19 protein-coding genes are annotated in these 26,983 nt (G+C 51.9%); all 19 read left to right on the top strand.

Going from position 1 to position 26,983, the window contains the following annotated elements; translation table 11 throughout:
• Positions 1 to 104 precede the first annotated feature (104 nt).
• Entirely contained in the window at positions 105 to 1,424 is a 1,320-nt protein-coding gene (locus MKY58_RS27180; RefSeq protein WP_339322828.1) for a glycoside hydrolase family 125 protein, read from the top strand.
• Positions 1,421 to 4,558: a beta-galactosidase gene (locus tag MKY58_RS27175; protein WP_339322827.1), complete on the top strand. Its 3,138-nt coding sequence runs from the start codon at positions 1,421 to 1,423 to the stop codon at positions 4,556 to 4,558. The genes MKY58_RS27180 and MKY58_RS27175 overlap by 4 nt, the downstream gene beginning before the upstream one ends.
• Positions 4,559 to 5,094: 536 nt before the next feature.
• Positions 5,095 to 7,842, top strand: a complete 2,748-nt coding sequence (locus tag MKY58_RS27170) for an alpha-mannosidase (RefSeq protein WP_339322826.1) — start codon at positions 5,095 to 5,097, stop codon at positions 7,840 to 7,842.
• A gap of 605 nt (positions 7,843 to 8,447) precedes the next feature.
• On the top strand, positions 8,448 to 10,217 hold the full coding sequence (locus tag MKY58_RS27165; RefSeq protein ID WP_339325257.1) for an ABC transporter substrate-binding protein: 1,770 nt from the start codon (positions 8,448 to 8,450) through the stop codon (positions 10,215 to 10,217).
• 79 nt (positions 10,218 to 10,296) lie between these two features.
• Positions 10,297 to 11,259, top strand: a complete 963-nt coding sequence (locus MKY58_RS27160; RefSeq protein ID WP_339322825.1) for an ABC transporter permease — start codon at positions 10,297 to 10,299, stop codon at positions 11,257 to 11,259.
• 13 nt (positions 11,260 to 11,272) lie between these two features.
• Positions 11,273 to 12,199 (top strand): oligopeptide ABC transporter permease, encoded by a 927-nt coding sequence (opp4C, locus tag MKY58_RS27155; RefSeq protein WP_339322824.1) that lies wholly within the window; start codon positions 11,273 to 11,275, stop codon positions 12,197 to 12,199.
• Between the two features lie 11 nt (positions 12,200 to 12,210).
• Entirely contained in the window at positions 12,211 to 13,194 is a 984-nt protein-coding gene (locus tag MKY58_RS27150) for an ABC transporter ATP-binding protein (RefSeq protein ID WP_339322823.1), read from the top strand.
• 3 nt (positions 13,195 to 13,197) lie between these two features.
• Positions 13,198 to 14,163: a dipeptide ABC transporter ATP-binding protein gene (locus tag MKY58_RS27145; protein ID WP_339322822.1), complete on the top strand. Its 966-nt coding sequence runs from the start codon at positions 13,198 to 13,200 to the stop codon at positions 14,161 to 14,163.
• A gap of 936 nt (positions 14,164 to 15,099) precedes the next feature.
• A complete protein-coding gene (locus MKY58_RS27140; RefSeq protein ID WP_339322821.1) occupies positions 15,100 to 16,839 on the top strand; it encodes a peptide-binding protein in 1,740 nt (579 codons plus the stop codon).
• A gap of 121 nt (positions 16,840 to 16,960) precedes the next feature.
• Positions 16,961 to 17,929 (top strand): ABC transporter permease, encoded by a 969-nt coding sequence (locus tag MKY58_RS27135; protein WP_339322820.1) that lies wholly within the window; start codon positions 16,961 to 16,963, stop codon positions 17,927 to 17,929.
• Positions 17,929 to 18,915 carry an ABC transporter permease gene (locus tag MKY58_RS27130; RefSeq protein ID WP_339322819.1) on the top strand — a complete coding sequence of 329 codons (987 nt, stop codon included), beginning with the start codon at positions 17,929 to 17,931 and terminating at the stop codon, positions 18,913 to 18,915. Before MKY58_RS27135 ends, MKY58_RS27130 begins: the two co-directional genes overlap by 1 nt.
• Positions 18,882 to 19,901 (top strand): ABC transporter ATP-binding protein, encoded by a 1,020-nt coding sequence (locus MKY58_RS27125; protein WP_339322818.1) that lies wholly within the window; start codon positions 18,882 to 18,884, stop codon positions 19,899 to 19,901. Before MKY58_RS27130 ends, MKY58_RS27125 begins: the two co-directional genes overlap by 34 nt.
• Positions 19,894 to 20,901, top strand: a complete 1,008-nt coding sequence (locus MKY58_RS27120; protein ID WP_339322817.1) for a dipeptide ABC transporter ATP-binding protein — start codon at positions 19,894 to 19,896, stop codon at positions 20,899 to 20,901. Before MKY58_RS27125 ends, MKY58_RS27120 begins: the two co-directional genes overlap by 8 nt.
• 452 nt (positions 20,902 to 21,353) lie before the next feature.
• On the top strand, positions 21,354 to 22,370 hold the full coding sequence (locus tag MKY58_RS27115; protein WP_339322816.1) for an LCP family protein: 1,017 nt from the start codon (positions 21,354 to 21,356) through the stop codon (positions 22,368 to 22,370).
• 182 nt (positions 22,371 to 22,552) lie between these two features.
• Positions 22,553 to 22,978, top strand: a complete 426-nt coding sequence (locus MKY58_RS27110; protein ID WP_036710681.1) for a CBS domain-containing protein — start codon at positions 22,553 to 22,555, stop codon at positions 22,976 to 22,978.
• A gap of 316 nt (positions 22,979 to 23,294) precedes the next feature.
• Positions 23,295 to 23,597, top strand: a complete 303-nt coding sequence (locus MKY58_RS27105; RefSeq protein ID WP_036710678.1) for a MazG-like family protein — start codon at positions 23,295 to 23,297, stop codon at positions 23,595 to 23,597.
• A gap of 11 nt (positions 23,598 to 23,608) precedes the next feature.
• A complete protein-coding gene (locus tag MKY58_RS27100; RefSeq protein ID WP_246537279.1) occupies positions 23,609 to 24,520 on the top strand; it encodes a DUF2232 domain-containing protein in 912 nt (303 codons plus the stop codon).
• Positions 24,521 to 24,530: 10 nt separating this feature from the next.
• Positions 24,531 to 26,543 carry a DHH family phosphoesterase gene (locus MKY58_RS27095; RefSeq protein WP_339322815.1) on the top strand — a complete coding sequence of 671 codons (2,013 nt, stop codon included), beginning with the start codon at positions 24,531 to 24,533 and terminating at the stop codon, positions 26,541 to 26,543.
• Positions 26,540 to 26,983, top strand: a complete 444-nt coding sequence (gene rplI / locus MKY58_RS27090; RefSeq protein ID WP_212952683.1) for a 50S ribosomal protein L9 — start codon at positions 26,540 to 26,542, stop codon at positions 26,981 to 26,983. The genes MKY58_RS27095 and rplI overlap by 4 nt, the downstream gene beginning before the upstream one ends.

The following is a 26,983-nucleotide window of genomic DNA, read 5'->3' as shown; positions in this document are numbered from 1 at the left end:
TCTTGCGCGTCTTCATCGCGGGAATGCCGGTTTTATGACTTTTTTCGTTAGCGATCAAACCGTGCTTCATATTTCATTTTTGCTTACAAAGGAGCGTTCTTCAATTGGAACAATTCAGACTTCCCAAAATACCGATGCCTATGCTTGAGCTGCCGCAGGCTATTCAAGACGTAATCCAAGAAGCCGAAGAGAAGCTGGCCCACCGGCCGAAGCTGCTTCAGCTGTTCAAAAACTGTTTCCCGAATACGCTGGAAACGACGACGAAACTGATGGACGACGGAACGACCTTCGTGATCACCGGCGACATTCCCGCCTCCTGGCTTCGGGATTCCGTCGAGCAAGTGATTCACTACGTGCCGTTTGCCAAAAATGACGCCGATCTGCAGCGCATCATCGGAGGATTGATCAAACGCCACATCCACTACGTTCAAATCGATCCTTATGCGAATGCCTTCAACGAATCGGCGAACGACTGGCATTGGAATACCACCGATAAGACCGAGATGTCGCCTTGGGTGTGGGAACGCAAATTTGAAATCGATTCCCTTTGCTTTGTCATCCGTCTGGCCTACCTGTATTGGAAAGAGACGGAGCTTACCGATATTTTCGATGCCAACTTCAAAGCGGCGTTGCGTAAAATCGTCGACGTATTCAAAACCGAGCAGCGCCATTTTGAGCTGTCTCCGTACCGTTTCACGCGGAACAACGGCATTTTGACCGATTCGCTGCGCAACAACGGACTGGGGATGCCGGTGAACTACACGGGCATGATCTGGTCCGGATTCCGCTCCAGCGACGACGCCTGCGACTTCCATTACAACATTCCGGGCAACATGTTCGCGGTGGTCGCATTGCGCCAAATGCAGGAGTTTGCCGAATGGGTATTCCGCGACATGGATCTCCTTGAAGAGCTCAAGGAGCTTGAAATCGAAGTCAATCACGGCATTCAGCTGTACGGCATTTACCGCCATCCGGAATTCGGGCCGATTTACGCCTATGAGACCGACGGCTTCGGCAACTACTGCCTGATGGACGACGCGGGCACGCCGGGACTGATGTCCATTCCTTACCTGGGCTATACGACGGCCGACGATCCGATTTACCAAAATACGAGACGGTTTGCCCTCAGCAAGGAAAACCCGTTCTATTTCGAAGGCAAGGCGGCCAAAGGCATCGGCAGCCCGCACACGCCGGAAAATTATATCTGGCACATGGCCTTGTCCATGCAGGGATTGACGGCGCAGACGGCCGAGGAAAAACTGGAGATGATCGCAATGCTGGAAGCAACCGACGCGGATACGGGCTTTATGCATGAAGGTTTCCATGCCGACGACCCGACCATTTTCACGCGGAAATGGTTCGCCTGGTCGAACAGCCTGTTCTCGCAGTTGGTTTATAAAGCGATGAAGGAAGGATTGCTATGAGCCAAAACCGAATCATCATTTTTTGCGATCCGGATTTCCCGGCGGCGGGCTTGATCCCGCAGGCCGGGGCGTTCGGGAAAACGGACGGCGTAAACATCGTCGGCGCTGCAGAGCTTGCCGATGCCCTGCGCGGGCTTGAAAACGGCTGTTTCGTCAATTTGCACGCCCCTTATTTCCCGAAATCCGCTTGGACGGAAATATCGGCTTTCCTTCATCGGGGGGGAAGTTTGATCAGCGCGGGTGGGGCGCCTTTTAAGCGTCCGGTTTCTTTGGAAAACGGATCCTGGGTTCCCGAAACGGAACAGACGGCGTACCATCAGGAGCTGTACATTCATGAAGCTTTGCGGGTGGATACGGCGAAGGTTGCCTCGCTTGCGGCCTCGGACAGCATTCCGCTTCTTGCGGGACAAGAAGGGCTTTTCGAATTGGATGATGTGTGGAACCTCGTGCCGCATACGACCAAAAGCAGCGACCTGCCTCACCAGATGGGATCGGCGGGCCCGATGAGCACGCAGATTTATCCGCTGCTGAAAGGGGTCAGCGCCGAAGGGCGCGAAATCGCCGCGCCGGTCGTGCTGTGGGAAAACTCCCGCGTCACGTTTGCCGGTTCGCGCTGGATGTTTGTCTTCCTGCCGCTGAAGGCGGCATTCTGGGACAATGGCGGCGCAGAGCGGTTATTGGCATGGGCACGTTTTTGCGCCAAAGGGGTCACCGAGCTCTCGCTGAAGCCGAATTATGCTTCCTATGAATCGGGCGAACACGCCGTGCTGACGCTTCAGACGCAAATTTTGCAGCGCGGTGACGAGCGGGCCCAGGCTCCCGAAACATGGAGCTTTGCGCTGGAAGTCCGTCATGAGGGAGACGGCGGCGAGGTTTGGAACCACCAATTCGAAGCCCAAGTGAGCAAAGAGCAAAATTTTGTCCGCATTTCGGTTCCGCTGGACGTTCAGAGCGGATTATACCGGATTCGCTGCCGTGCGGAAGGCCCCGACGGCGAAGTGCGGATATTGCGCCAAGGCTTCTGGGGACGCGACGACCGTTTGCTGGCCGAAGGGGAGCCGATCAGCCGCAGCCGGGACTATTTTGTCAAGGACGGACGGCCTTTGCCTGTCGTGGGTATGACGTACATGACCTCCGACGTGGCCCGGAAGTTTCTGTTCCTGCCGAACGTAGACGTTTGGGAGCGGGATATGGCCCAAATGGCCAAAGCCGGCATCAACTGGATCCGTACCGGCGTATGGACGGCATACCGGAATATCATGCAGGTCGACGGACACGCGTCGGAAGAGGTTCTGCGCGCGATCGACGCCTTTTTCCTGACGGCCAAACGCCACGGCCTGCAGGTGACCTTTACGTTTTTCTCCTTCACGCCGGAGACTTGGGAAGGGGTCAATCCTTATCTGGATCCGCAAAGCGTGGAGGCTCAGAAGAGATTCATCCGCAGCATCGTCAGCCGCCATACGGCGACGACCCATGTGGATTGGGATTTGATCAACGAGCCTTCGATGTTCGACCCGCCGCGGATTTTCTCGGAAGGCCCGCGTTCCGCAAGGGATCCGTTCGAGCGCCAGGCGTTCGTGAAGTGGCTGAAACAGCGTCACGGCGATATAAGAAGCCTTCAGGAGGCTTGGAACATGTCGCCGGATCAGCTGCCCGATTTCGAGTCGGTCGTCATTCCCGAAGCGGAGGACATCAACTTCGACGTACAGGATATGCATAAGGCGAAAAAAGGGACCAGATGGCTGGATTACTGCCTCTTCTCGATGGATATGCACAACGTTTGGGCAGAGCAGCTCGTTGGCACCATCAAAGAGCTGTGCCCGAACCACCTCGTGACGGTCGGCCAGGATGAGGCGCTCGGCGCTCAGCGTCCTTCACCGTTTTTCTACGAGAAAGCCGTTGATTATACGACGGTGCATTCCTGGTGGCTGAACGATTATTTGGTTTGGGACGGCATTTTCGCCAAAACGCCTGACAAGCCGAACCTGATTCAGGAAACCGGCATCATGTACGTGGAAACGCCGGACGGACGCGCCAAACGCTCCGAAGCCGAGCTGCGCAACATTTTGGAGCGTAAATACGCGTACGCCTTCTCGACGGGAGGAGCCGGTGCGATCCACTGGATCTGGAACACGAACTTCTATATGGACAACGCAAACGAATCGCATATCGGCGCCCTGCGGGCAGACGGCACGGAAAAGCCGGAGGCCGACGTCTCGTATGATTTTGGCCGGTTCATTGCGGAAACGCGTGATTTGTTCACGGACCGCGAGCTTGAAGATATCGCCGTCGTCTTCCCGTATTCGAACGACTTTTCGAACCGGGCTTTGGCGTTCCAATCGACGACCCGCCTGACGCGACTGATGTCCTATGATCTCAAAATTCCGTTCCGAGGGGCATCCGAATATCATTTGGACGCGCTGCGGCGGCAAACGCCGAAGCTGATCATGGTACCAAGCCCGCATAATATGGACAGCGGCGCTCTGGAAGAATTGATCGCCCTCGTCAAAGAATCGGGCGTAACGCTTCTCGTGACGGGACCGCTCAGCCTCGATGCCTACTGGCGGCCTAGCGACCGCATGGACGAGGTGCTTGGCAAACGCAAGCTCGCCAACGTCCGCAGGGAGGAAATGCTGGGTCTGGGCGGCAGTCCGATGGCCGTTTCCTTCGGCCACCGGCGAATTGCGGAGGTCGTCAAGGAAAGCCCGGCTGATGCAGATGGAACCAAAGGATCCATGGACCATGTCGTCGATATGCCGCTCGGCAAGGGACGCCTTATCTGGAGCAGCCTTCCGCTGGAGCTGAACGGCCGCGACGAGCCGATCATTGAGCTGTACCACTATGCGGCCGAAGCCGCAGGCGTGGGGCAGGACATGCATTGGATTGCCGGCGGCGAGCTTCCGGGGGTATACGGAAGGAAATTAAGCTTTAAGGAAGGAAGCCTGTACGTGTTCGTTTCCGAGTTCGGCTGGGATGCTTCCGTCAAGGTTCAAGATCCGCGCACCGGGGCAGCTTATAGCTTTACGCTGGAAAGCGACCGGAGCGTATTGTTTGCCACGGACCGGGAAGGCCGCATTACGGCGGTGTACCGTCCGGACGAAGTTGCCATCCGCACGGAAGGCGTTCAAGCATAAAGGCTTTGGGATAAGATAGGCCTTGCTCCAAAGTCGGCAGACGAAGACGGGCCGAGCTTGCTGCAGGGCCGACGAAGGCTTTCGGGTATGGAACAACTGTCCTCATATGGTGGACAGTTGTTCTTCATCCCGTTTGGACGGCTTAAGGCGCAATCATCGTGTGTCCTTTTGAAACGCCGAACCTGGGGATGAATGTAACCGTAATAATATTTTGCGGAAAAATCGCAGGTTTTCCTATACGATGAGGACATATTTAAGTATAATATGTGACGTGGCAAGACGATGGAATATTTTTGACTTGAACGAAAAAAGGGAATCATTCCCTGATTTGTGATATAGAGCATAACCTGTCATTGTTCGTGTGGAATGGACAATCGAAAGGCTTCCGTACGGTTCGAAAGAAGCCGGCAATGCAAGCGATCATTATAAAATAAAACGTATATTGGGCAAGCACATGATCTCATTACGGGGATTCCTCGGCCGGTCGGCCGCATGACGCGGCAGGCCCGGACTTACAGAAAAGGGGATTGACTTTCATGACTTCACAACCTAAACGAACGGCGCATATCATTTCGCACACCCACTGGGACCGGGAGTGGTATTTGCCTTATGAAAAACACCACATGCGCTTGATCCGCCTGATGGACGTGCTGATGGATACGCTGGATAAAGACACGGAATACAAAAGCTTTTACCTGGACGGCCAAACGATCATTTTGGAGGACTACCTGCAGGTGCGTCCGGAGCAGAAGGAACGCCTCGAAAAATATATCCGCGAAGGGCGCATTTTCATCGGCCCGTGGTATATCCTGCAGGATGCGTTCCTGACGAGCGGCGAAGCGAATATCCGCAACATGCAGGTCGGCCATAAGGATGCCGCGCGTTACGGGCAAATTTCCAAAATCGGTTATTTCCCGGACACGTTTGGCCTTGTCGGACAAACGCCGCAGCTCATGCGCCAATCCGGCATCGATAATGCGGTGTTCGGCCGCGGCGTGAAGCCGACGGGCTTCAACAACACGGTGTCCGATTCCGATTACGAATCCTCGTTCTCCGAGCTGATCTGGGAAGGCCCGGACGGCTCCCGCGTGCTGGGCATCCTGTTTGCCAACTGGTACAGCAACGGCAACGAGGTTCCGGTCGATCCGGAAGAAGCCAAGGCATTCTGGGACAGAAAGCTGGCAGACGCCGAGAAGTATGCTTCGACTCCGGAACTTCTGTACATGAACGGTTGCGACCACCAGCCGATCCAAACGGACCTGGCGCAGGCGCTGGAAACCGCCCGGAAGCTTTATCCGGATACGGAGTTTGTGCACTCCAATTTCCCGAAATATCTCGAAGCCGTGAAAAAAGCCAAAGAAGGCGAGCTTTCCGTCGTTCGCGGCGAACTTCGCAGCCAACGCACCGACGGTTGGGGGACGCTCGTCAATACGGCTTCCTCGCGCGTGTATTTGAAGCAAATGAACCAGCTCGGACAGACGCTTCTGGAAAAGGTTGCGGAGCCGCTGGCATCGTATGCCCGTCTTGCCGGACAGGAATATCCGCATGACATGCTGACGTATGCATGGAAAACGTTGATGCAAAACCATCCGCATGACAGCATTTGCGGCTGCAGCGTGGACGAGGTCCACCGCGAAATGGTAACCCGTTTTGCGAAAAGCCGCGACGTGGCCGAATCGATCATCGACGAGAGCAAGCAGGCGGTAGCCGATGCAGTCAATACGTCCGTATTCAGCAGCTATGGGGAAGAGGCGGTTCCGTTTGTCGTGTTTAATACGACCGGCTGGAAACGCAGCGGCACCGTGTCCGTCGATCTGGACGTCAAACGCGTATACTTCCGCGAAGGACACTCCTTCGAAGACATGAGAAGCCAAATGAAGGACTTTGACCTTGGCTTGCGCGCGGTCGTGGATGCCGACGGCAACCCGGCAGCTTTTACGCTCGAGGATCTGGGCCTTCGTTTCGGCTATGACCTGCCGGACGATAAGTTCCGTCAACCTTATATGGCCCGCGCCGTCCGCGTGACGTTTGAGGCAAGCCAAATCCCTGCGCTAGGCCTGAAAGCTTATGCGCTCGTTTCCGGAGAAGCGGCGACAGGGCTCCAGGTACAGAAGGATTCGCTGGTCAAAGGCGGCAACGTCATCGAAAACGGCATCCTGCGGGTGGAAGCGGCGCCGAACGGCAGCTTGTCGATTACGGACAAGCGCACCGGCCGCGTGTTTAACGATCTGATGATCTACGAAGACACCGGCGATATCGGCAACGAGTACATGTACAAACAGCCGGAAGGGGAAGAGGCCCTGACGACGAAAGATCTCGCGGCTTCCATCCGCGTCGTCGAAGACACGCCTTACCGCGCCGTGCTCGAAATCGTGCATGATTGGGAGATTCCGGCGTCCGCCGAGGAGCTTCTCGACCGGGAGCAGGTGGAACTGGTTTATTACCCTGTGCGCAAAGCGCAGCGCGTGAAAGAAACCGTTCCGATGAAAATCCGCACGCTTGTCAGCCTGGAGCGGGAGGGACAAGGCGTTCACATCGAAGCCAGCTTCAACAACCAGGCGAAGGACCACCGCGTGCGCATGCTGATGCCTACCGATATCGAGGCTTCCAAATACCAGGTCGACTCGATGTTCGAAGTGGCGGTACGCGATATTCATCCTGCGAAGGAATGGGAGAACCCAAGCAATACGCAGCACCAGCAGGCCTTCGTCGACGTCAGCGGCGAGGGGGCCGGACTGACGGTCGCAAACCGCGGCTTGAACGAATATGAGGTTTTGCGCGACGGCCGCAACACGATTGCCGTTACGCTGCTGCGCTCGGTGGGCGAGCTTGGAGACTGGGGGCATTTCCCTACGCCTGAAGCCCAATGCCTTGGCGAGCATACCGTCCATCTCGAAATCATCCCTCATAGCGGCGATGGAGTCGAAGCGGGAGCTTACCAGGAAGCATACCAGTTCCAAATCCCTTGGACGGCCGCGCAAACCGGGCAGCATGAAGGCGCCATCGACGCCGTCCATGCGCCGTACGCATGGGAAGCGGACTACGGCTTGGCATTTTCGGCTTGGAAGGTCAGCGAGCATACCGGCGACGATATCCTGCGCTGGTACAACATGAAGCGCGAGACGGCAGACTTGAAGCTCGAGCTGACGCAGGGCACGGCTTCCATGTACAAGACGACGATTTTGGAAGAGGACAGCAGCGACAAGCTGGCGACGGCTTCTGCCCGCGCAGAGCTTACCGCAGGTCCTTGCGAGATCGTCACCGTCGGAATCAAGCGATCATAGATCGGCAAAGCAAGAGGGTCAGGGGCATCCCTGGTCCTCTTTTTTTATGTTCCTGTATCTGTGATTTGTTCATGAAAACTATAGTCTCATTGATACATAATTATCTTATATTACCAATATTTAGATTTCCATGGATACTCTTCTTAGTTTCATTCCCTATCTATTCATCTTTGAAAACTCGAATTTCCACCCCTGTGCACCCTTCGACTTTAACGTTAAAAAAATGACATAAGACGACCCGAATTTTTATCGAAAAACCCTTATTATACAGGATTTTTTAACATTCAAAAAAATTGATAAATGCGCACAAAAAAGATATTGACTAGGCATAAGTTTGCACGTATTATTTACATTAAATTTACGAGGAAAAATTACCCATTGTAATTTAATCCTTCCACTCTTGCCGTTTTCAATTGACCGATGGTCATTTAATGCATTAATGCTTTATTGCAAGTATGCGACGAAATGCGGCAAGAAGCAGATTCATCGTCCGAAAAGGAGTGATCGCACCGTTTGTTTGCAGTACCCGTTTTTGGAGTTTCACTAAATCTAAGGGGGATTTTATTTTGAAGAGAAAGCTTTCGATATTTCTATTGACGCTTGCGATGTTTGGCGGATTGTTGGCTGGATGCGGGGGCGGCGATGAGAAAACGGCGGATCCTGCGCCGACAGAGCAAGGAACGCAAAATAAAACCGACGACTCGAAAAAGACAGATGATACGGCCAAAACAGACGATACCGCAAAAACGGATGACGCCAAAAAGGACGATGCTGCGGCAACCGATCAAAATGACGGGATCTTCCCGGCGACGGATCCGGCTTCCAGCCCGGCGTTGGCAACGAACCGCAAAGATACGCTGATCGTGGGGATGACCGCTCCCAAGGGTATCTTCAGCCCGTTCTACGGTGAAACCGCATATGACCAATACGTGGTCAAAGCCTTATTCAGCAGCTTTTTGGAAGTCCAGAAAGACGGAACCTATGACAATTCGCTTGCTGACAAAGTTGATGTATCGGACGATGGCTTAAAATATACGTTCCATCTAAAGCCAGGCGTTAAATATAGCGACGGAACGCCGGTAACCGTTAAAGATTACGTGTTTGCACTTAAAGTACTGCTTGACGGCAGCTACGACGGACCGTCGGACTTGCTCAGCGATAAAATCAAAGGCGCTCAAGAATACCACGACGGCAAGGCGAAGGATATTTCCGGGGTTAAAGTCATCGACGACAACACGGTGGAAGTGACGGTGCTGGAACCACAAGCGATAACAAAAATCGACTTGGGCACGGTTTATCTTGTACCTGAAGCCTACTATGGAAAGGGGTACAAGCAAGGTAATGTCGAATCGATCAAAGCTTTGAACAATAAGCCGATCGGCAGCGGACAATATGTGCTGACCAAATACGCTCCGGGCCAAGAGGTAGATCTCACGGCAAATCCGAATTATTTCAAGGGCGCGCCGAAAATCAAAAACGTCGTCTTTAAAACAACGACCGAGGAAACGAAAATGGCCATGCTGCAATCCGGCGAAACGGATATGGACATGGTCACTGTCAGTGAAGACAACGTCGAAGAACTCAAATCTTACGGCTTCTTAGACGTTAATATCTTCCCGACGAACGGTTACGGATACGTCCAATTTAATCATAAGTTAAAGAAATATCAGGACCTGAAAGTTCGCCAAGCACTGGTATACGGCTTGAACCGCGCAGAGGTCGTCGAAGGCGTCTTCGGCAAATATGCAGACGTAATTAACATTCCTCAGTCCAAAGTTTCCTGGGCATATACCGACGAAAACATCGAGAAATATGAGTTTAACCTTGATAAAGCTAAACAATTGCTCGATGAAGCCGGATGGAAGGTCGGATCGGACGGCATCCGCGAAAAAGACGGCGAAAAGTTCAAGATCAACTTCTCTGCAACAGCTGAAACTTCGGTTGTGGATGCTCTCATCCCGATTATGACCCAAAACTACAAAGAACTCGGCATCGCATTAACATCCGAAATGCTTGATTTCAATGCCGTCATGGATAAGAAGGATAAAGGCGACTACGATATGTTCTTTGCAGCATGGGGTCTGTCAGCGGATCCGGACACAACGATCTTTATCACGAACGGGGCTCAGAACAAAATGGGCTACTCTAACAAAAAAGTTGACGAATTAATGGAAAAGGGCAAGGTTGAGCTGGATACAAACAAACGTAAGGAAATTTATAAAGAGCTGTATCAAGAGCTTAACCACGACCTGCCGATGATTTTCATGTATCAGAGAAGAGACATGTGGCCGATCAATGCCAGAGTCAAGGGCTTTGACCTTTCCCCGTACAAAGATTTCTCCTATGGCCTCTATAACGCGGAATTGCCGCAATAAACGAATGGAATTCATGGTGCTCGGCTCCCGGAATTCAGGGAGCTGAGCATATCCACATATGAAGCCGGGAGGAATCGTTATGAAGCAGTACATTATCCGGAGGCTGCTGCAGATGATCCCGACCCTGATCGGGGTTTCGATCATCATTTTCGCCATCTCTGCGCTCGTTCCCGGAGATTACATTACGGCCCAGAACAACCCGAATATGACCCAGGAAAAGGCGCAGCAGCTTAGGGAAATCTACGGACTTGACAAGCCGGCGGTACAGCGTTACTTCATATGGATCGGCAACATGCTGACAGGGAACATGGGCGATTCCTTGGTTCACAAGGAGCCCGTCACTTCCGTCATGAACAATTACGTATGGAATTCGGTTATTATCGCATTTTTCAGCTTGCTGTTTGCGTGGATCATCGCCATCTTTGCCGGCGTATTTTCGGCCAGATTTCAGTATTCGTTATTCGATAAAATTGTGACCCTGTTTATATTTCTATCTATGTCGCTTCCATCGTTTTTTTTGGGGCTCTTTTTAATTAAAACGCTCTCATTAGGTTTGGGTATTACCCCAGTAGGCGGCATGACGACTGCAGGTCTGAACGCCCAAGGTTGGGCATATATCGTGGATGTTCTTAAACATGCGTTTCTGCCCGTCTTGGTATTGACCATGCTGAGCACAGGCAGCTTAACGCGTTATTTCAGAACAAGCATGCTAGAAGTCATCCATATGGATTATATTCGAACGGCGCGCGCAAAAGGGCTTCACGAACGGGTGGTTATTTTTAAGCATGCTTTGCGTAACGCCATGCTGCCAGCCATTACGCTGCTCGGTTTTGAATTGCCCGGGCTTTTCGGGGGAGCAATTATTCTGGAAAAGATTTTTATATGGCCCGGGGTTGGGCAAGTTTACCTCGAATCCATCAATATGCGGGACTATCCTTTCATGCTGGGCTTTACGATCTTCATCGCGCTGCTGACTCTGCTCGGCAACTTGTTGTCTGACGTATTATACGGGGTCGCGGATCCAAGAATACGGCTAAAGTGAGGGGGGAGAATCCATGTCCGTTATTGATGTAGCCAAAACAGACCCTACCGCCGGTAAAGCCATAAAAGCGCCCGCCTCTCCCTGGAGCATGGCCCTACGGCGTTTTACCAGGAATAAACTGGCTCTTATCGGCTTTATCATACTCGTCGTTATGTTTGTCGTTTGCTTTTTCGGCCCGCTTTTTTCGCCTTACGAGCTTGAAGATTACAAAATTTCGATGAAAAACAAGCCGCCAAGCAGCGCACATTGGCTGGGAACCGATTCCCTCGGGCGCGACATTTTATTGCGGATGATGCTTGCCGGTCGAATTTCGCTTGTGGTAGGGATTATTTCAACGACCATTGCCGTCATCGTCGGCGCAACGCTGGGCTCCATCGCAGGCTTTTACCGTAGGGGAGCCGATACCATCATCATGCGGATTGCCGATATTTTTATGTCGATGCCGACCTTGCCGATCTTGATTATATTGGGCGCCGTTTTGTCCGATTTGAAAGTCGACCCTAAATACCGGATTTACTTCCTTATGTTGATCATCGGCATTTTAGGTTGGACGTCTTTGGCGCGTTTGGTCCGCGGACAAATTCTTGCCCTGCGCGAAATGGAGTACATGCAGGCTGTCGATGCCCTCGGAATCCGGGATCGCCGTAAAATTTTCAGACATCTGCTCCCCAATACGATTCCTATTATTATCGTTGCGGCGACGCTTGGCGTGGCCGGCGCAATTTTGTACGAATCCGCGCTCAGTTACCTTGGCATCGGCGTCGTTCCGCCGACACCGTCATGGGGCAACATGATATCGGCTGCCAACAATATGATCGATTTTCGAAAAAGACCGTGGCTTTGGATTCCTCCGGGCATGTGTATTCTCATTACGGTCGTAGCGATTAACTTGATAGGTGACGGGCTAAGGGACGCCTTAGATCCGAAAACGAAAAAATAGGGGATTCGAATATGGCGAAAAATCTGGTTGAATTTCGAAACTTACAAACTCATTTCCGAACTTCCGCAGGTGTCGTCAAGGCAGTCGATGATGTCAGTTTTACGATTCGGGAAGGGGAGACGTTATGCGTCGTCGGCGAATCCGGCTGCGGCAAAAGCGTAACCGCCATGTCGCTTATGCGGCTCGTCGAATCCCCTCCAGGGAACATTGTCGGCGGAGAAATCGTTTTTGAAGGCAAAGACCTGCTGAAAATGAACAATAGCGAAATGAGAAGAATCCGCGGCAATGAAATCTCAATCATATTTCAGGAGCCGATGTCGTCCTTGAACCCGGTTCTAACCATCGGCGAGCAAATTACCGAACCATTGATACTTCATCTCATGCTGGACCGTAAGGCGGCCAAGAAACGGGCGATTGAGCTGATCAATCTGGTCGGGATCCCCAGGGCGGAGGATATTTTCCATGCTTATCCGCATGAGCTCAGCGGGGGCATGCGCCAGCGGATTATGATCGCCATCGCCCTTAGCTGCAACCCGAAGCTGCTGATCGCGGACGAACCGACAACGGCGCTGGACGTGACGATCCAGGCCCAAATCCTCGATCTGATGCGGGATATCAAGAAAAAACTGAATACGTCCATTATGCTGATCACCCATGATTTGGGCGTCGTCGCGGAAATGGCCGATTTCGTTGTTGTCATGTACGCAGGCAAAGTCATTGAGGAGGCGCCGGTCGTCGAATTGTTCAAAAACCCGAAACATCCGTATACCCAAGGGCTTTTGAAAGCCAAGCCGGTCATCAACCAGACGAAGGAGAGGTTATACACGATCCCGGGTCAGGTCCCCAATCCGATCGAGCTCGGAAGCAATTGCCACTTCCATGACCGCTGTGCCTTTTGCATGGACATCTGCAAAACGAAAGAACCGCCCCTCCGCGCCCATGAATCGGGCCATAAAACGGCATGCTGGCTCTATGAGGAAGAGGGGAGAGGGTAAACGATGGGCGAAGCGTTGATCGAAGTCAAAAACCTGAAAAAATACTTTCCGATCACCGGCGGCGTATTTCAGCGCACCGTCGGGTATGTCAAAGCGGTTGACGACGTATCCTTCGACATCCGCCGCGGCGAGTCCTTCGGGCTGGTGGGCGAATCCGGTTGCGGGAAAAGCACCATTGGCCGCACGATTCTCCGCTTGCACGAAAAAACTGCCGGCGAGGTTAGGTTTAAAGGCCAGGATCTGTTCGGACTGCCCAAAAACAAGCTGAGGGAGCTGCGTCCGGAGCTGCAAATCGTATTCCAGGACCCGTTCAGCTCTTTGAATCCCAGGATCAAAGTAGGGGAAGCCATCGGGGAGGCGCTGCTTGAGCACGGCCTGGTCGAGAGGAAAAAGCTGAAGGAAAAGGTCGTCGAAACGCTGGAGATCTGCGGGCTGGCAAGCTATCATTACGACCGTTTTCCCCATGAGTTCTCGGGCGGGCAACGGCAGCGGATCGGGATTGCGCGGGCGCTCATCCTGAACCCCGACTTTATCGTCGCCGATGAACCCGTCTCGGCACTGGACGTATCGATCCAGGCGCAGATCATCAATCTCCTCAGCGATTTACAAAAGGAGAGGCAGTTGACCTATCTGTTCATCTCCCATGATTTGAGCGTCGTCGAGCATTTATGCGACCGGATCGGCGTAATGTATTTGGGCTCCATGGCGGAAATGGCGGACAAAAAGGCGCTTTTTTCAAACCCGCTGCACCCGTATACGAAAGCCCTGCTCTCGGCAATCCCGATCCCCGACCCGACGCTGAAACGGGAGCGGATCGTTTTGCAAGGCGACATCCCAAGTCCGGCCAATCCGCCCGCAGGCTGTAAATTTCATACGCGCTGCCCGTTGGCGTCCGATATTTGCAAAAAGGATATCCCGGCGTTCCGCGAGGCCGAACCGGGCCACTTCGTGGCATGCCATTTTGCTTGACCCATCGAACTTATCGAGTCTTTCTTTCCAAGAAGAGATTCGGTAAGTTTTTTGGTATTTTTAGGAGCATAAGGAAAGCGGATCTGTTATGTAAATACTGATATGGCAAACGCTAAGAACAGTTGAAAATCGTAAGCAATTCCATGAAATACAATAATTACATTTCAATGTATTTATGCATAATTATTCCATTGACAGATGAATCTGTTTCCAGTAAATTTGATCGTATTATATTAAATATTTACCATGTCAGATAACCTGACAACTTAATTGAAATCCAGACGGCGTTCAACCGTTGTAAGCGAATTCAATTTTTCCATCACTTCCAAACAAGCCATTTCTTACTCAGGCATCCTCTGCTCTTTAACATTAAAATTCGAAAAGAAATGGTTTCTATTTTCACGATAAACCCATTGTTGCCGCTTGTTTTGCGTCATTAAAAAATTTAATCCGATGTGCCTAAAAAAATATTGACGTGAGTTTAATTTACACGTATCATTACATTAAATTTATGTAGGAAGTTTTACCCAGCACAAATCGACACCCTTTTTACTGATTTCAATTGACCGATGGTCATTTAAAGCATTAATGCTTTATTGCGTTATTAGGTATCCGTAATTATGTCCGGGTTGTTCACAATTTTCATCTCTCTCCCGGAGCGGATTTGGTGCCGCAATCTCCTAACATTTGGATATATTAATTTTTTAATATATTGCTTCACCTGTTGCCGTCACCCTGGCTTTTTACATGGCTATAACACTAGAGGGGGAAATCGTTAGGCGTAATTCGGGGCAGTAGAACGAATTGAACACAGGTGTAAAAGTCCCTGATAGCCGGCGGACAAGCTTCGCTTGAACTATTGGTTGGGCTTTTGGGATGTTCCATGCAGCAATTGCAGGTATCCATCATTTTATTTTCAAAGGGGAGGAAAAAGGTATGGCAAGTAAGAAAAAATGGTTGTCCTTATTGGTATCATTGTCTGTTGTCAGTGCTCTGTTCGTAGGTTGCGGCGATTCCAAAACCGCCGATGCGCCTAAAGACGAGCCGAAGAAAGAAGAGCCGGCAAAAAGCGAAGGTGACAAAAAAGAAGAACCGGCGGCCGGCACGCCTAAAGACGGCGGTACGCTGACTTTCGGAAGCACATCCGACATCGTTAGCGTTAACCCGATCTACGTGCAGGACACGGCTTCGGGCGACGCGGAGCAATTTTTGTTCGCTAAAATGTTCGACATCGACCGTTCCGGTAAAGTGGCTGTTGAGCCTTGGTCCTTGGCTGCAGAGCCGATGACGATTTCCGAAAACGGCTTGGAATACACCGTTAAACTGAAAGACACCGCGAAGTGGAGCGATGGCCAGCCGATCACGGCCGACGACGCTGTTTTCACGATCGAAACCGTTCGCAACCCTAAAGCGGGCGCTCCTGGCATCACGGGATTCGACAAAGTAAGCAAGGTCGAAAAAGTGGATGATCACACGTTCAAAGTGACACTGAAAGAAGTGTATGCTCCATTCCAATACGTACTTGCTATGGAAATCGTTCCGAAGCACGTCCTGAAAGACGTGAAGCCGGAAGAAATGCAAAAATACGTATACGGCACCGATCCTGCCAAAACCGTTACAAGCGGCCCTTGGAAATGGACGGAGTGGAAACAAAAAGAATATTTGACGTTTGAAGCGAATCCGGATTACTGGGGTCCTAAGCCTCACATCCAAAAAGTCGTTTACAAAATCTATGCTGACCAAAACACGGAAGTCCAAGCCCTCATCAAAGGCGACATCGACCTGGCGAACGGCGTTCCTGTAACTCAGCTGGAAGTCCTGAAATCCAAAGACAACTTGAGCGTAGATCCAACTCCGGGTCCTCAATACGAATACATCGGCCTGAACCACAAAGCCGACAATTTCAAAGATAAATACGTTCCATGGTCCAGCCCGAAAACAAGACAAGCGATCGCATACGCCCTCAACCGTCAAGGCATGATCGATAACGTTCTGAAAGGCATCGGTTCCGTCATGGACGCTCCGTTCCTTCCAGGTTCTTGGGCAGATCCGAAAGAAGCCGCTACCCACTATGACTACAATCCTGAAAAAGCAAAACAATTGCTTGCTGAAGACGGATGGAAGCCAGGCAAAGACGGCATTCTCGAGAAAGACGGACATCGCTTCTCCTTCGAACTGCAATACAACGCCGGCAACAGCCGTCGTGAAGGCGTAGCAACGGTAATCCAGCAAAACCTGGCGGACGTAGGCATTGAAGTGAAGCCTAAAGCGCTCGACTTCTCCGCATGGGTTGACCAAAACCTGAACCCTGGTAAATTCGAAGCCGTTCTGATCGGTTGGTCCCTGAACAATCCGGATCCGGACCAAGAAACGATCTTCGGTTCCAAGTTTACGCCGCCAACCGGCCAAAACAACGTATGGTACAACAACCCTGAATTGGATAAGCTCTGGCAGCAAGGCACTTCGACTGTAGACCAAGCAAAACGTGCCGAAATCTACAAAGAAGCTGCGAAAATCCTGTCGACTGACCTGCCTTACATCTTTATGTACCAATATGGTGCACCAACAGCAATGTCCAAGAAGATTAAATTTGCAGAAGAAGACAAACCAGAAGCAACGCTTGCTTACGGCTACTTCTTCCACGCAATCAACTGGTGGATCGACGACGCAAAATAATAAATTGGATCACAATTTAGGGGCGCAAACGTGCTAGAGGGGAAGTCATCTTCCCCTCGCCCTTTTTTGCGTTTTCGGATGGTTGCGGTGTCGCGTACGTTTAATTTTAGGAGGATCAATTATGACTGAATATCTCATCCGCCGCTTGCTGCAATCCATATTGGTATTGTTTTTGGTTTCGGTGGCTGCATTTGGCTTGATGCATGCTGCACCGGGCGGTCCGACCCAAATGATGATTTCCCCGGGACTTTCGCCTGAGACCGCAGCGATTCAAAAGCATAACCTGGGTCTGGACAAACCAGTACCTACACAGTACGTCATTTGGCTTAAAAACATGTTAAAAGGCGATATGGGATATACGTTTAAAAACAATGTTCCTGTTGGCGACGTGATTTGGCCTGCCATAAAAAACACGCTTGTCTTGATGTCTTTTTCTTGGGTTATAAGTTTGATCATCGCCATTCCGTGGGGGATTTACAACAGTACCCGCGAATACGGCTTGTCTGATCAGACGGCCAACTTCGTCACTTATATCGGTTTTGCAATGCCGGCCTTCTGGTTCGGTATCATCTTGCAGGAGTTTTTCTCGTTGAAAATGGATTGGTTGCCGCTCTCGGACATGTATTCCATGGATAAGCAAGGGAACATCGGCGACTTGTTTATGCACTTGATTTTGCCTTCAACCGTGCTGATTCTCCTTAATTTGGCCGGTTATGTCAAATACTCCCGTTCAAGCATGCTGGAGGTACTGGAGCAGGATTATATCCGTACCGCACGCGCGAAAGGCGTTTCTGAACGTAAAGTTATTTTCCGCCATGCGCTCCGCAATGCATTAATTCCGATCATTACAGTATTAGGTATGGACCTGGCAAACCTCGTGGCGGGGGCCGCCCTTACGGAAAACGTATTTAACTGGCCGGGAATGGGGCGTTTGTTCGTCGATATGGCAAGGTCCCGCGAATATTCGGTCCTGATGGCCATTACGATGATTACCGCCGTGGCGGTGGTGCTTGGCAACCTGATAGCTGATATTCTTTATAAATTGGTAGACCCACGAGTTCAAATCGGACGCAAAGGAGGAAAAGCTTAATGAGTGACATGAATGCCGCAACCGCTCCGAACGTACAGCCGGCAGAGCCGACGGCGCCGGAAAACGCACCGCTTCCTCCTAGTAAAAAACCGCCAGGACCGTGGAGGCTCGTGTGGCAGAAGTTTTCGCATAACCCGTACGCAATGACCGGTCTTGTCGTTTTATTGATTTTTGTACTTGTAGCCATTTTCGCCAAACAGGTCGCCCCGTTTGATCCGGCGAAAGTCGACATGATGAATTCCAACTTGAAGCCGGGATCGGGCAAGCATTTCCTTGGAACGGACGAGCTGGGCCGGGATATTTTTTCCCGTCTTGTATACAGCAGCCGCATCTCGCTTATGGTCGGTTTTTCCGTCGCCGTTATTGCCGTGTTTTTAGGCTCGTTAATCGGCGCGATTTCGGGTTATTTCGGCGGTTGGGTCGACACGATTTTCATGCGTCTGATCGACGTGATGATTTCGCTGCCGAGCATGTTCATCAACATTCTGGTCATGGCTATTTTCGGAACGAAAATGCTTTACCTCATATTAATATTGGCGCTGACAAGCTGGACCGGGGTTGCCCGCCTCGTGCGGGGACAATTCCTGCAGCTGCGCGAAATGCAGTATGTCGAAGCGGCCAGAGCCACCGGGGTTTCCAGCTGGGGCATCATTTTCCGGCATTTGCTGCGCAATGCAAGCTTCCCGATTATCGTTAACGCCACGCTGATGGTCGGCGGAGCGATCTTGTCCGAATCCGGTTTGTCGTATTTGGGCCTCGGTATCCAAATGCCGCAAACAAGCTGGGGGATTATGCTGAGCAACTCGCAGGAGTTCATGCTGATCAATCCGATGCTGGCCGTTTATCCGGGTCTGTGTATCCTGATTGTCGTGCTGGCCGTTAACTTCATTGGCGACGGGATCCGTGACGCCCTTGATCCAAGACAGAAAAAATCCCGGAGGAGGTTAGCAAAATGGCGGAAAAACTTCTCGAAGTCCGGAATCTGACCACAGGCTTTTTGACGGAAAAAGGTTTAGTGAAAGCAACGGACCGCATCTCATTGAGTATCGAAAAAGGGAAGACGCTTTGTCTCGTCGGCGAGTCCGGCAGCGGCAAAAGCGTCACCTCGATGTCGATTATGCGTCTGATCGATTATGCCAACGGCATCATCCTGGAAGGAAGCATCAATTTTAAAGGTGAAGACCTGGCCAAGAAAAAACAAGAGGAACTGAGAAGCATCCGCGGGAATAAAATCTCGATGATTTTCCAGGATCCGATGTCGGCATTGAATCCCGTGTTTACGGTTGGGGAGCAAATAGCCGAAAGCTTGCGCCTTCACCAAAATAAATCCAAGGACGAAGCATGGAAGGAAGCCATCGAGCTGCTTCGCATGGTCGGCATTCCTTCGCCGGAAATCCGCGCCAAGCAGTATCCGAACCAGCTCTCCGGCGGGATGTGTCAGCGCGTCGTCATCGCCATTGCCCTGGCTTCCAAACCGGAGCTTCTGATCGCCGATGAACCGACAACCGCGCTTGACGTAACGGTTCAGGCTCAAATTTTGGACCTGCTGCAAGATTTGAAAGAAAAGCTCGGCACATCGATCCTGCTCATTACCCACGATATGGGCGTAGCTGCCGAAATGGCCGACCATATCGCGGTTATGTACGCAGGCGCCATCGTAGAGCAGGGAACGGTAGAGGAAATCTTCTCGAATCCGTCCCATCCGTATACGGTTGGCCTCCTGCAATCCATTCCGGGATTCGAAGGCGAACGCGGCGGCGAATTGTACACGATCAAAGGCACGATTCCGGCGCTGGGCAACCTTCCGCAAGGCTGCCGCTTTAATCCGCGCTGCCCGCATGTCATGGATAAATGCCGCCAAGTCGAGCCTGGAGACATCCAGGTCGGTGACGAGCATTACGCAAAATGCTGGCTGTTCGAAGAAAACGGCAAGGCAGCCGTAGCCGGGAAAGGGGATAACATCCATGGCTAAAAATTTGGTGGAAGTCAATAACGTCAAAAAATATTTCCCGATCCATAAAGGGCTGCTGAACCGCGTCGTCGGCAACGTCAAAGCGGTGGACGATGTATCGCTTACGATCCGCGAAGGCGAAACCTTCGGGCTTGTAGGGGAATCCGGCTGCGGCAAATCGACGCTCGGACGGGTTATCCTCCGCCTGCAAAGCGCAACGGAAGGCTCCGTGAAAATCAACGGCCGCGACGTTCATGCGCTGAGCAACCGCGAGCTGAACAAAATGCGCGAAGAAATGCAGATCATTTTCCAGGATCCGTTCGGATCGCTGAATCCCCGTTTCCTCGTTAAGGACGTCATCGGCGAACCATTGAAGATTCATACGAAAATGTCCGCCAAAGAAATCGATGCGCGGGTCGTGGAACTGATGGAAATGGTCGGTCTGGATCCAACGCGCCGCAACCGTTATCCGCATGAATTTTCCGGCGGTCAGCGCCAGCGGATCGGGATTGCCCGGGCCATTGCGCTCAAGCCGAAATTCATCGTCGCGGACGAAGCGGTATCCGCGCTCGACGTGTCGGTGCAATCGCAGGTGATCAACCTGCTCATGAAGCTGCAGAAGGAACTGGGACTGACCTTCCTGTTCATCGCGCACGGCTTGAACGTCGTTCGCCACATTTCCGACCGCGTCGGCGTCATGTATTTGGGTAAACTGGTGGAAGTCGGCGAAACGGAAAGCTTGTACGCCGAGCCGCTGCATCCGTATACGGCTGCTCTGCTGTCGGCTATACCGAAGCCGACGCCAACCAAAAAACGCAGCCGGATCGTGCTGCAGGGCGACGTGCCATCCCCGGCCAACCCGCCGTCAGGATGCCGTTTCCATACCCGTTGTCCGTTTGCCCAAGAAAAATGCAGCCAGGTCGAGCCGAAGCTGCAGGAAGTGAAGCCGGGCCGCGAGGTGGCTTGCCACTTCCCGATCGGCGTCGAAGGCGGCTCCGACATGAGCAAATTAAATCGTTAATCGAAACACTGTCTGACAAAACGGCTAATCAAGGAAGGATTGGGGTCCTCCTGAGCGTTCATTGAATACGACATGTTCATCAGCAGCCTTGTGCCGATAACCGGCACGAGGCTGCTTTTTTGCCTTTCCGGCAGCGACATACCCGCCAAATACTATGCATTGCGGACCTGCTCATTCCGGTAGTCTTTTTCGGTTACCGGTTGTTCACGGCAAAACTGCACATTTTTAACGGGAAAGGAACCTTTTTTTCATGAATCGACACCGTTCTGCGGTTTCTTTTTGCAAAAATACCGTTTACAATGTTAATGTCGTTTATCTTTGCCTAAACGGATCGCCCTTTCATCGAAATGCGTCATTCATCCGGGATCCGTTTAAATAGGAAAGGAGGCTGGAAGGTTCCCGTTTTTGTTTGAGTTAGGACTTTTTATTCTAATCAAAGAAGGAATCATTGAATGAAAAAGAGAACAAAAATATATATATCCATTGCCGTGGTCATTCTTCTGGTTGCGGGGAGCTCGTATGTGTTCCGCAAGCAGCTCGCGGTGATGGCCTTTGATTTATTTCTGTCCAAACAAGTGGAGAGCTCGCTCCAGAAATCGTATCAGCCGCTGGAGTCGAGGGACAACGGGCCGACCAAACCGGCCGAACCGGTCGTGTATCAGAATAAGCCTTTTTCGGTCCTGCTGCTCGGTTCCGACCAGCGCAAGGACGAACCGGCGCGTTCGGATACGCTGATTTATGCCGTCGTGCGCCCGAAGGATTCGAAAGCGCTGCTGATCTCCATCCCAAGGGATACGTACACCGAGATCATCGGCAAAGGGAAAAAGGATAAGATTACGCATGCGTACGCGTTCGGCGGACAGCAAATGTCCAAGGATACCGTCGAGGCGTTCCTCGATCACGAGGTGGACTATTACGCTACGATCAATTTCCAAGGTTTGAAGGATGCCGTCAATGCGCTTGGCGGGGTGGAGCTGCCGATCAAGAAGGATATCGTGAACAAAGGCCGCGACCATGAGAAATTCACCATTAAAGCCAACAAGCCGATCTATGACGGCGAGGAAGCTTTGAACTACGTGCGCTACCGGGAGGACAGCGATTTTAATCGCACGAAGCGGCAGCAGGTGTTTTTGGATGCGGTAGCGAACCGGATGCTGCGCCTGAATCAAATTTCCAAAATTCCCGAGCTGCTCGACATTATGGGCGACAACTTCCAGACGGATATGCAGCCCAAATTCATCATTGATCTGGCCAAACAAATTTTGACCGGATCGGAAGCCCAATTTACAAGCTATACGATCATGGGCGAAGGCATGAAGATTAACGGAATATATTACGATAAGCCGATCCCAAAAGACGTGGACAAGGCGAAAGCGCTCATCGACAGTTGGGAAAATCCCGACACGCCTTCCGACCAGCTGATGCTGCCGGACGATGACACGACGCAAGAGGACGGCACGGCAAAATGAGAACAGCCTCTTCAGGGCGTTCCCTCGCAAGATAAAATGCAGCAAAGGTCATGTACCCTTTTGAATAAAATCGGCAGCCACAGGTGCGGCTGCTGATTTTGTGTCCTCCTGAAACGATCGCAGGGTTACACCGTAAGAAGACGAGGGAAGCTGGAAGAAGCTGCAGAGGAGGATGATCCGACATGAACATCGCGTTTTTTCTGCTGCCTAAACAGGAAGTGGTTACGGTAACGACGGACTCGACGCTGAGGCAAACCCTCGAAAAAATGGAATACCACAGGTACACGGCGGTGCCGATTCTGGGCAAGGACGGAACATACGCCGGAACGGTGACCGAAGGCGACCTGCTGTGGCATATGAAAAACTCGGGCGGGAAAATCAATTTCGAGAATGCGTCCAAGTATCTGCTGAAGGATGTACCGCTTAAAATGAACAATAAACCGGTGTCGATCGACGCGAATATGGAAGACTTGATCAATTTGGCCAAAGTGCAGAACTTCGTGCCGGTCGTGGACGACATGAACCGCTTTATCGGGATCGTCCGCAGAAGCCAGATTATCGAATACTGCGAACGATTTGTGTCCAAAGAATCAGTCAATTCGATATAAGTTTTCGTTTTAGGGAATCATATTTTCGTTTTACCGCGCTCAAGACGTTCGAATTTTGCAAAAGCTGCGATTACCTTAGAGCCAAAAGGCATAGAATGAGAAAAAGACCTGCTTTTGATGAAGACGATTCGGGCAGGTCTTTTTGACAATATCAGAAAGCGGCATGAGCGGAGTTTTTTGATTTACCGCACCACATGGCGGCGGGATTTACCGTTCGTTGCGGACGCAAGGGACTGAGGGACCGTTTTTCGTGGGCGGGACTCTTTTATGCTATAATGGAGAATAAAGCTTTTTCAGGGAGTGTGAGCTTCAGAATATGCCTAAAGATTTGGATGTAGCCAAGCGCGCCAAGGTGATCGAATGGCTGAAAACCGAAGTAGTGGACCACGTATCGAGGCTGTTCAAGGCATTGTGGGAAGGCAGCACGACCCGGGTTGGCGACAGTCTTGCAAGTTTGATCATGAGCTCTTACATATTGGCCCGCAGGCTGGGGATGTCATACCGTGACCTGGATGATCTTTTGATCGATAAATTAAAGAAACACAAACAGGAAGGCCACCAGCTAGAGGACTGGTACCAGGATATTTCCGCGCTCGAAGAACATATGCGTAAGAGGTGAAGACATTGAAAATGCGCTGGACATCGGTAGTATGGAGCGTCGTATATCTGCTTCTGCTGCTTTCCTTGCTTTCTCCTTTGTCCATCGTGACGGTATTTTTTTTGATTTTGCCGGCCACGATTCTGTTTGCAACGCTAAATACGAGATCTTTTTTGCTTCATGTACTCCCGGTATGGCTGATCGCCTTCATCGTTCATCCGGTGAATTTGCTCTTGGCCGTATATTTTGTCATACCTGCGCTCGTCATGGGCTGGGCTTACAAGAAAAAAAGGCCCGCGCTGCGAACGCTGATGTCCGGAGCCGGCACGATTTTGGCCGAAATGCTGATACTGCTGCTAATCGGCACCGTATTTTTGCACTTCGACTTGTCCAGCTATGTGCATGATATCGTAAAAATGACGATGTCGCCGCTGAAGGACGTCGGCGGAAACAATCCGCTGGTGACCGACATGATGTGGACGCCCGAACAAATGCAGATGGTAAGCGACGCCACCATGCAAATGATTCCTTTTGCCATGATCGTCAGCTCCTTTATGATGGCCGTCATCACGCATGCGCTGGCACGGCCGATCATCGAAAGCACGGCGTTCCATGTTCCTAAGTTGAAGCCTGCGCGGGAATGGATGCTGCCGCGGTCCTTGATTTGGTATTATTTGATCGGAGTCATCATTGAAGTGTTCGCCCGCCGCGCAGACAGTCCGTTTCTGACGATGATTGCAGCGAATCTGGTGCCGCTCCTGCACATCTGTTTCATGATTCAAGCCATCGGTTTTTTCTATTACTTGGGGCATACGAAAAAATGGCACCCGATCGTGCCGCTGCTTATTGCGATTCCGATCCTTCTGTTTCCGCCGATGCGGATCATCGGGATTTTGGACTTGGCATTTCCGCTGCGTCAATTTATGACTAAATCAAAACGTTAGGGTGGGAGTCATGCCTAAATTTCTACAACAGCGCTGGCACGGCTATTATACCGTATGGGCGTTTATGCTGATGCTGCTTTTGGTCATTATCGTGACCCGGTACAATTGGCCGCTCGGAATCATAAGCCTCATTCTTGTGGCGGCGTTATGCTACCTGTTGCTGAAGGCGGAAATGCGGTACAGAAAAAACCTGCTGGAATACATCAACGGCTTGTCCTTTCGCGTCAAAAGGGTCGAGGGCGAGGCGATCAGCGCCCTGCCGTTCGGGATCGTGCTATACGGCGAGGATAAGACGGTCGAATGGAACAACCGTTACGTGTGCAAAATTTTCGGCCAAAAAACGTTGGTCGGCGATTCGCTGCAGGAGCTGTTTCCCTCGCTGACGCCGATGCTGAACGACAAGAAGGAAGGCCATAAGGACGGGCATCGGGACGGTGTCAAGGACGGGAAGCAGATCCATACCGAGATCAAAATCGGGGAATCGCATTTTCATTTGATGCTGAACCCGGAAGAACGTTTGATCTACTTGTACGACATTACCGATATGGTGGTGCTGCGCGAGAAATACGAGGCCGAAAAGCTGGCGATCGGCATCATCATGATGGATAACCTCGATGAAGCCGCCCAAGGGATGGATGACCAGCAGCGAACCTCTTTGATCGCGCGGGTGACGACGGAAATTACGGAATGGGCGAGACAATACGGGGTATACCTGCGGCGGTTGTCATCGGACCGGTATTTGATGATGCTGAATTATCAATCGTTGCAGGAGCTGGAAAAAAGCCGGTTTGTGATTCTGGACGAAGTCAGGGAAATGACGGCGGAACTGAAGGTGCCGATGACGCTCTCCATCGGGCTCGGCTTCGGTGCGGAAAGCATCAACGAGTTAGGGGAACTGGCGCAATCCTCGCTGGATATGGCGCTTGGGCGCGGGGGCGACCAGGCGGCGGTCAAGGCGGGGCAGCGGCTGTCCTTTTATGGCGGCAAGTCCAATGCCGTCGAGAAGCGCACCCGGGTACGGGCCAGGGTTATCGCCCATGCGCTGCGCGATTTGATGCAGGAAAGCGACAAGGTTATTATTATGGGACACAAAATGCCGGACATGGACGTCATCGGCGCTTCCATCGGCGTGCTTAAGGCTGCCCAAATGTACAACGTCGAGGCTTACGTCGTCCTGCCGGGGAGAAATCCGTCCATTGACCGGATGATGGATCAGGTTCAAAAGGACGAAAAGCTGTTCGAGCGGTTCATTTCGCCGGAGCAGGCGCTGGCTCTTCTGAGCCCGCACAGCTTGCTCGTCATCGTGGATACCCATAAGGCTTCCATGACGATGGAGCCGAAGCTCGTGCAAAATGCAAGCCGGATCGTCGTCGTGGACCATCACCGCCGGGGCGAGGAGTTCATCAACGATGCTGTGCTGGTCTACATGGAGCCGTACGCGTCGTCCGCATCGGAGCTGGTGACCGAGCTGTTGCAATATATCCACGAAAAAATCCAGCTCACGCCGATGGAGGCCACGATGCTGCTGGCCGGCATCACGGTCGATACGAAGCATTTTGCGCTCCATACCGGATCGCGCACGTTCGAGGCGGCAGGATTCCTGCGCCGCAGCGGCGCCGACACGATCCAAATTCAGCGGATGCTGAAAGAAGATTTACAGGAATATCTGGCAAAGTCAGAAATCATCAAGCATGCTAAAATGGTATATGATCATATCGCTCTTGCCGTGACCGAACCGGGGACCGTCATTCCGCAGCTGCTCATCGCCCAAGCTGCGGATACGCTGCTCAATATGACGGATGTGGTCGCATCGTTCGTGATCAGCGAACGGCCTGACGGCTTGATCAGCATCAGCGCGCGTTCGCTTGGCCGGATGAACGTCCAGGTCGTGATGGAAAGGCTTGGCGGCGGCGGTCATTTGACCAATGCGGCCGTCCAATTGAAGGGAACCGTGGAAGAGGCCGAGCAGAAGCTGCTTGAGGTTCTTTCGCAAATTGAGGAGAAAGAGGGGTTGTTCGAATGAAAGTCATTTTTCTGCAAGACGTTAAGGGTCAAGGTAAAAAAGGCCAAATCAAGGACGTATCCGAGGGATACGCAAGCAATTTCCTGCTGCCGCGCGGATTGGCGCGCCCGGCGACGGAAGGTAACATGAAGACGCTCGAAAACCAGAATGCGGCCGAGCAAAGACGCAAGGAGCAGGAAAAAATCGAAGCGCAGGAGCTTGGCAAAAAGCTTGAAGAGATGACCGTGCAGCTGAAGGCCAAAGCCGGCGAAGGCGGCCGCCTGTTCGGCGCCATTACGAGCAAGCAAATTGCCGAAGCGCTGGCTGCTTCGGGCATCAAAGTCGACAAACGGAAAATTGAACTCGAAGAGCCGATCCGCCACCTGGGCGTTACGCAGATGACCGTCAAGCTGCACCCTGAAGTGAAAGTGACGCTGAAGGTTCAGGTTACGGAGGAATAA

It is taken from the genome of Paenibacillus sp. FSL W8-0194 (genome assembly GCF_037969745.1).
Lineage (GTDB): Bacteria > Bacillota > Bacilli > Paenibacillales > Paenibacillaceae > Paenibacillus_AQ > Paenibacillus_AQ cookii.
The sequence above is the reverse complement of the archived record's forward strand: the minus strand, read 5'-3'. Positions and strand labels throughout refer to the sequence as shown.

What these genes read in the sequence shown, in the direction of transcription:
- MKY58_RS27175 (WP_339322827.1), top strand. Translation starts at nt 1,421, where the DNA reads ATGAGCCAAAACCGAATCATCATTTTTTGCGATCCGGATTTCCCGGCG.
- MKY58_RS27170 (WP_339322826.1), top strand. Translation starts at nt 5,095, where the DNA reads ATGACTTCACAACCTAAACGAACGGCGCATATCATTTCGCACACCCAC.
- MKY58_RS27165 (WP_339325257.1), top strand. Translation starts at nt 8,448, where the DNA reads ATGTTTGGCGGATTGTTGGCTGGATGCGGGGGCGGCGATGAGAAAACG.
- MKY58_RS27160 (WP_339322825.1), top strand. Translation starts at nt 10,297, where the DNA reads ATGAAGCAGTACATTATCCGGAGGCTGCTGCAGATGATCCCGACCCTG.
- opp4C (WP_339322824.1), top strand. Translation starts at nt 11,273, where the DNA reads ATGTCCGTTATTGATGTAGCCAAAACAGACCCTACCGCCGGTAAAGCC.
- MKY58_RS27150 (WP_339322823.1), top strand. Translation starts at nt 12,211, where the DNA reads ATGGCGAAAAATCTGGTTGAATTTCGAAACTTACAAACTCATTTCCGA.
- MKY58_RS27145 (WP_339322822.1), top strand. Translation starts at nt 13,198, where the DNA reads ATGGGCGAAGCGTTGATCGAAGTCAAAAACCTGAAAAAATACTTTCCG.
- MKY58_RS27140 (WP_339322821.1), top strand. Translation starts at nt 15,100, where the DNA reads ATGGCAAGTAAGAAAAAATGGTTGTCCTTATTGGTATCATTGTCTGTT.
- MKY58_RS27135 (WP_339322820.1), top strand. Translation starts at nt 16,961, where the DNA reads ATGACTGAATATCTCATCCGCCGCTTGCTGCAATCCATATTGGTATTG.
- MKY58_RS27130 (WP_339322819.1), top strand. Translation starts at nt 17,929, where the DNA reads ATGAGTGACATGAATGCCGCAACCGCTCCGAACGTACAGCCGGCAGAG.
- MKY58_RS27125 (WP_339322818.1), top strand. Translation starts at nt 18,882, where the DNA reads ATGGCGGAAAAACTTCTCGAAGTCCGGAATCTGACCACAGGCTTTTTG.
- MKY58_RS27120 (WP_339322817.1), top strand. Translation starts at nt 19,894, where the DNA reads ATGGCTAAAAATTTGGTGGAAGTCAATAACGTCAAAAAATATTTCCCG.
- MKY58_RS27115 (WP_339322816.1), top strand. Translation starts at nt 21,354, where the DNA reads ATGAAAAAGAGAACAAAAATATATATATCCATTGCCGTGGTCATTCTT.
- MKY58_RS27110 (WP_036710681.1), top strand. Translation starts at nt 22,553, where the DNA reads ATGAACATCGCGTTTTTTCTGCTGCCTAAACAGGAAGTGGTTACGGTA.
- MKY58_RS27105 (WP_036710678.1), top strand. Translation starts at nt 23,295, where the DNA reads ATGCCTAAAGATTTGGATGTAGCCAAGCGCGCCAAGGTGATCGAATGG.
- MKY58_RS27100 (WP_246537279.1), top strand. Translation starts at nt 23,609, where the DNA reads ATGCGCTGGACATCGGTAGTATGGAGCGTCGTATATCTGCTTCTGCTG.
- MKY58_RS27095 (WP_339322815.1), top strand. Translation starts at nt 24,531, where the DNA reads ATGCCTAAATTTCTACAACAGCGCTGGCACGGCTATTATACCGTATGG.
- rplI (WP_212952683.1), top strand. Translation starts at nt 26,540, where the DNA reads ATGAAAGTCATTTTTCTGCAAGACGTTAAGGGTCAAGGTAAAAAAGGC.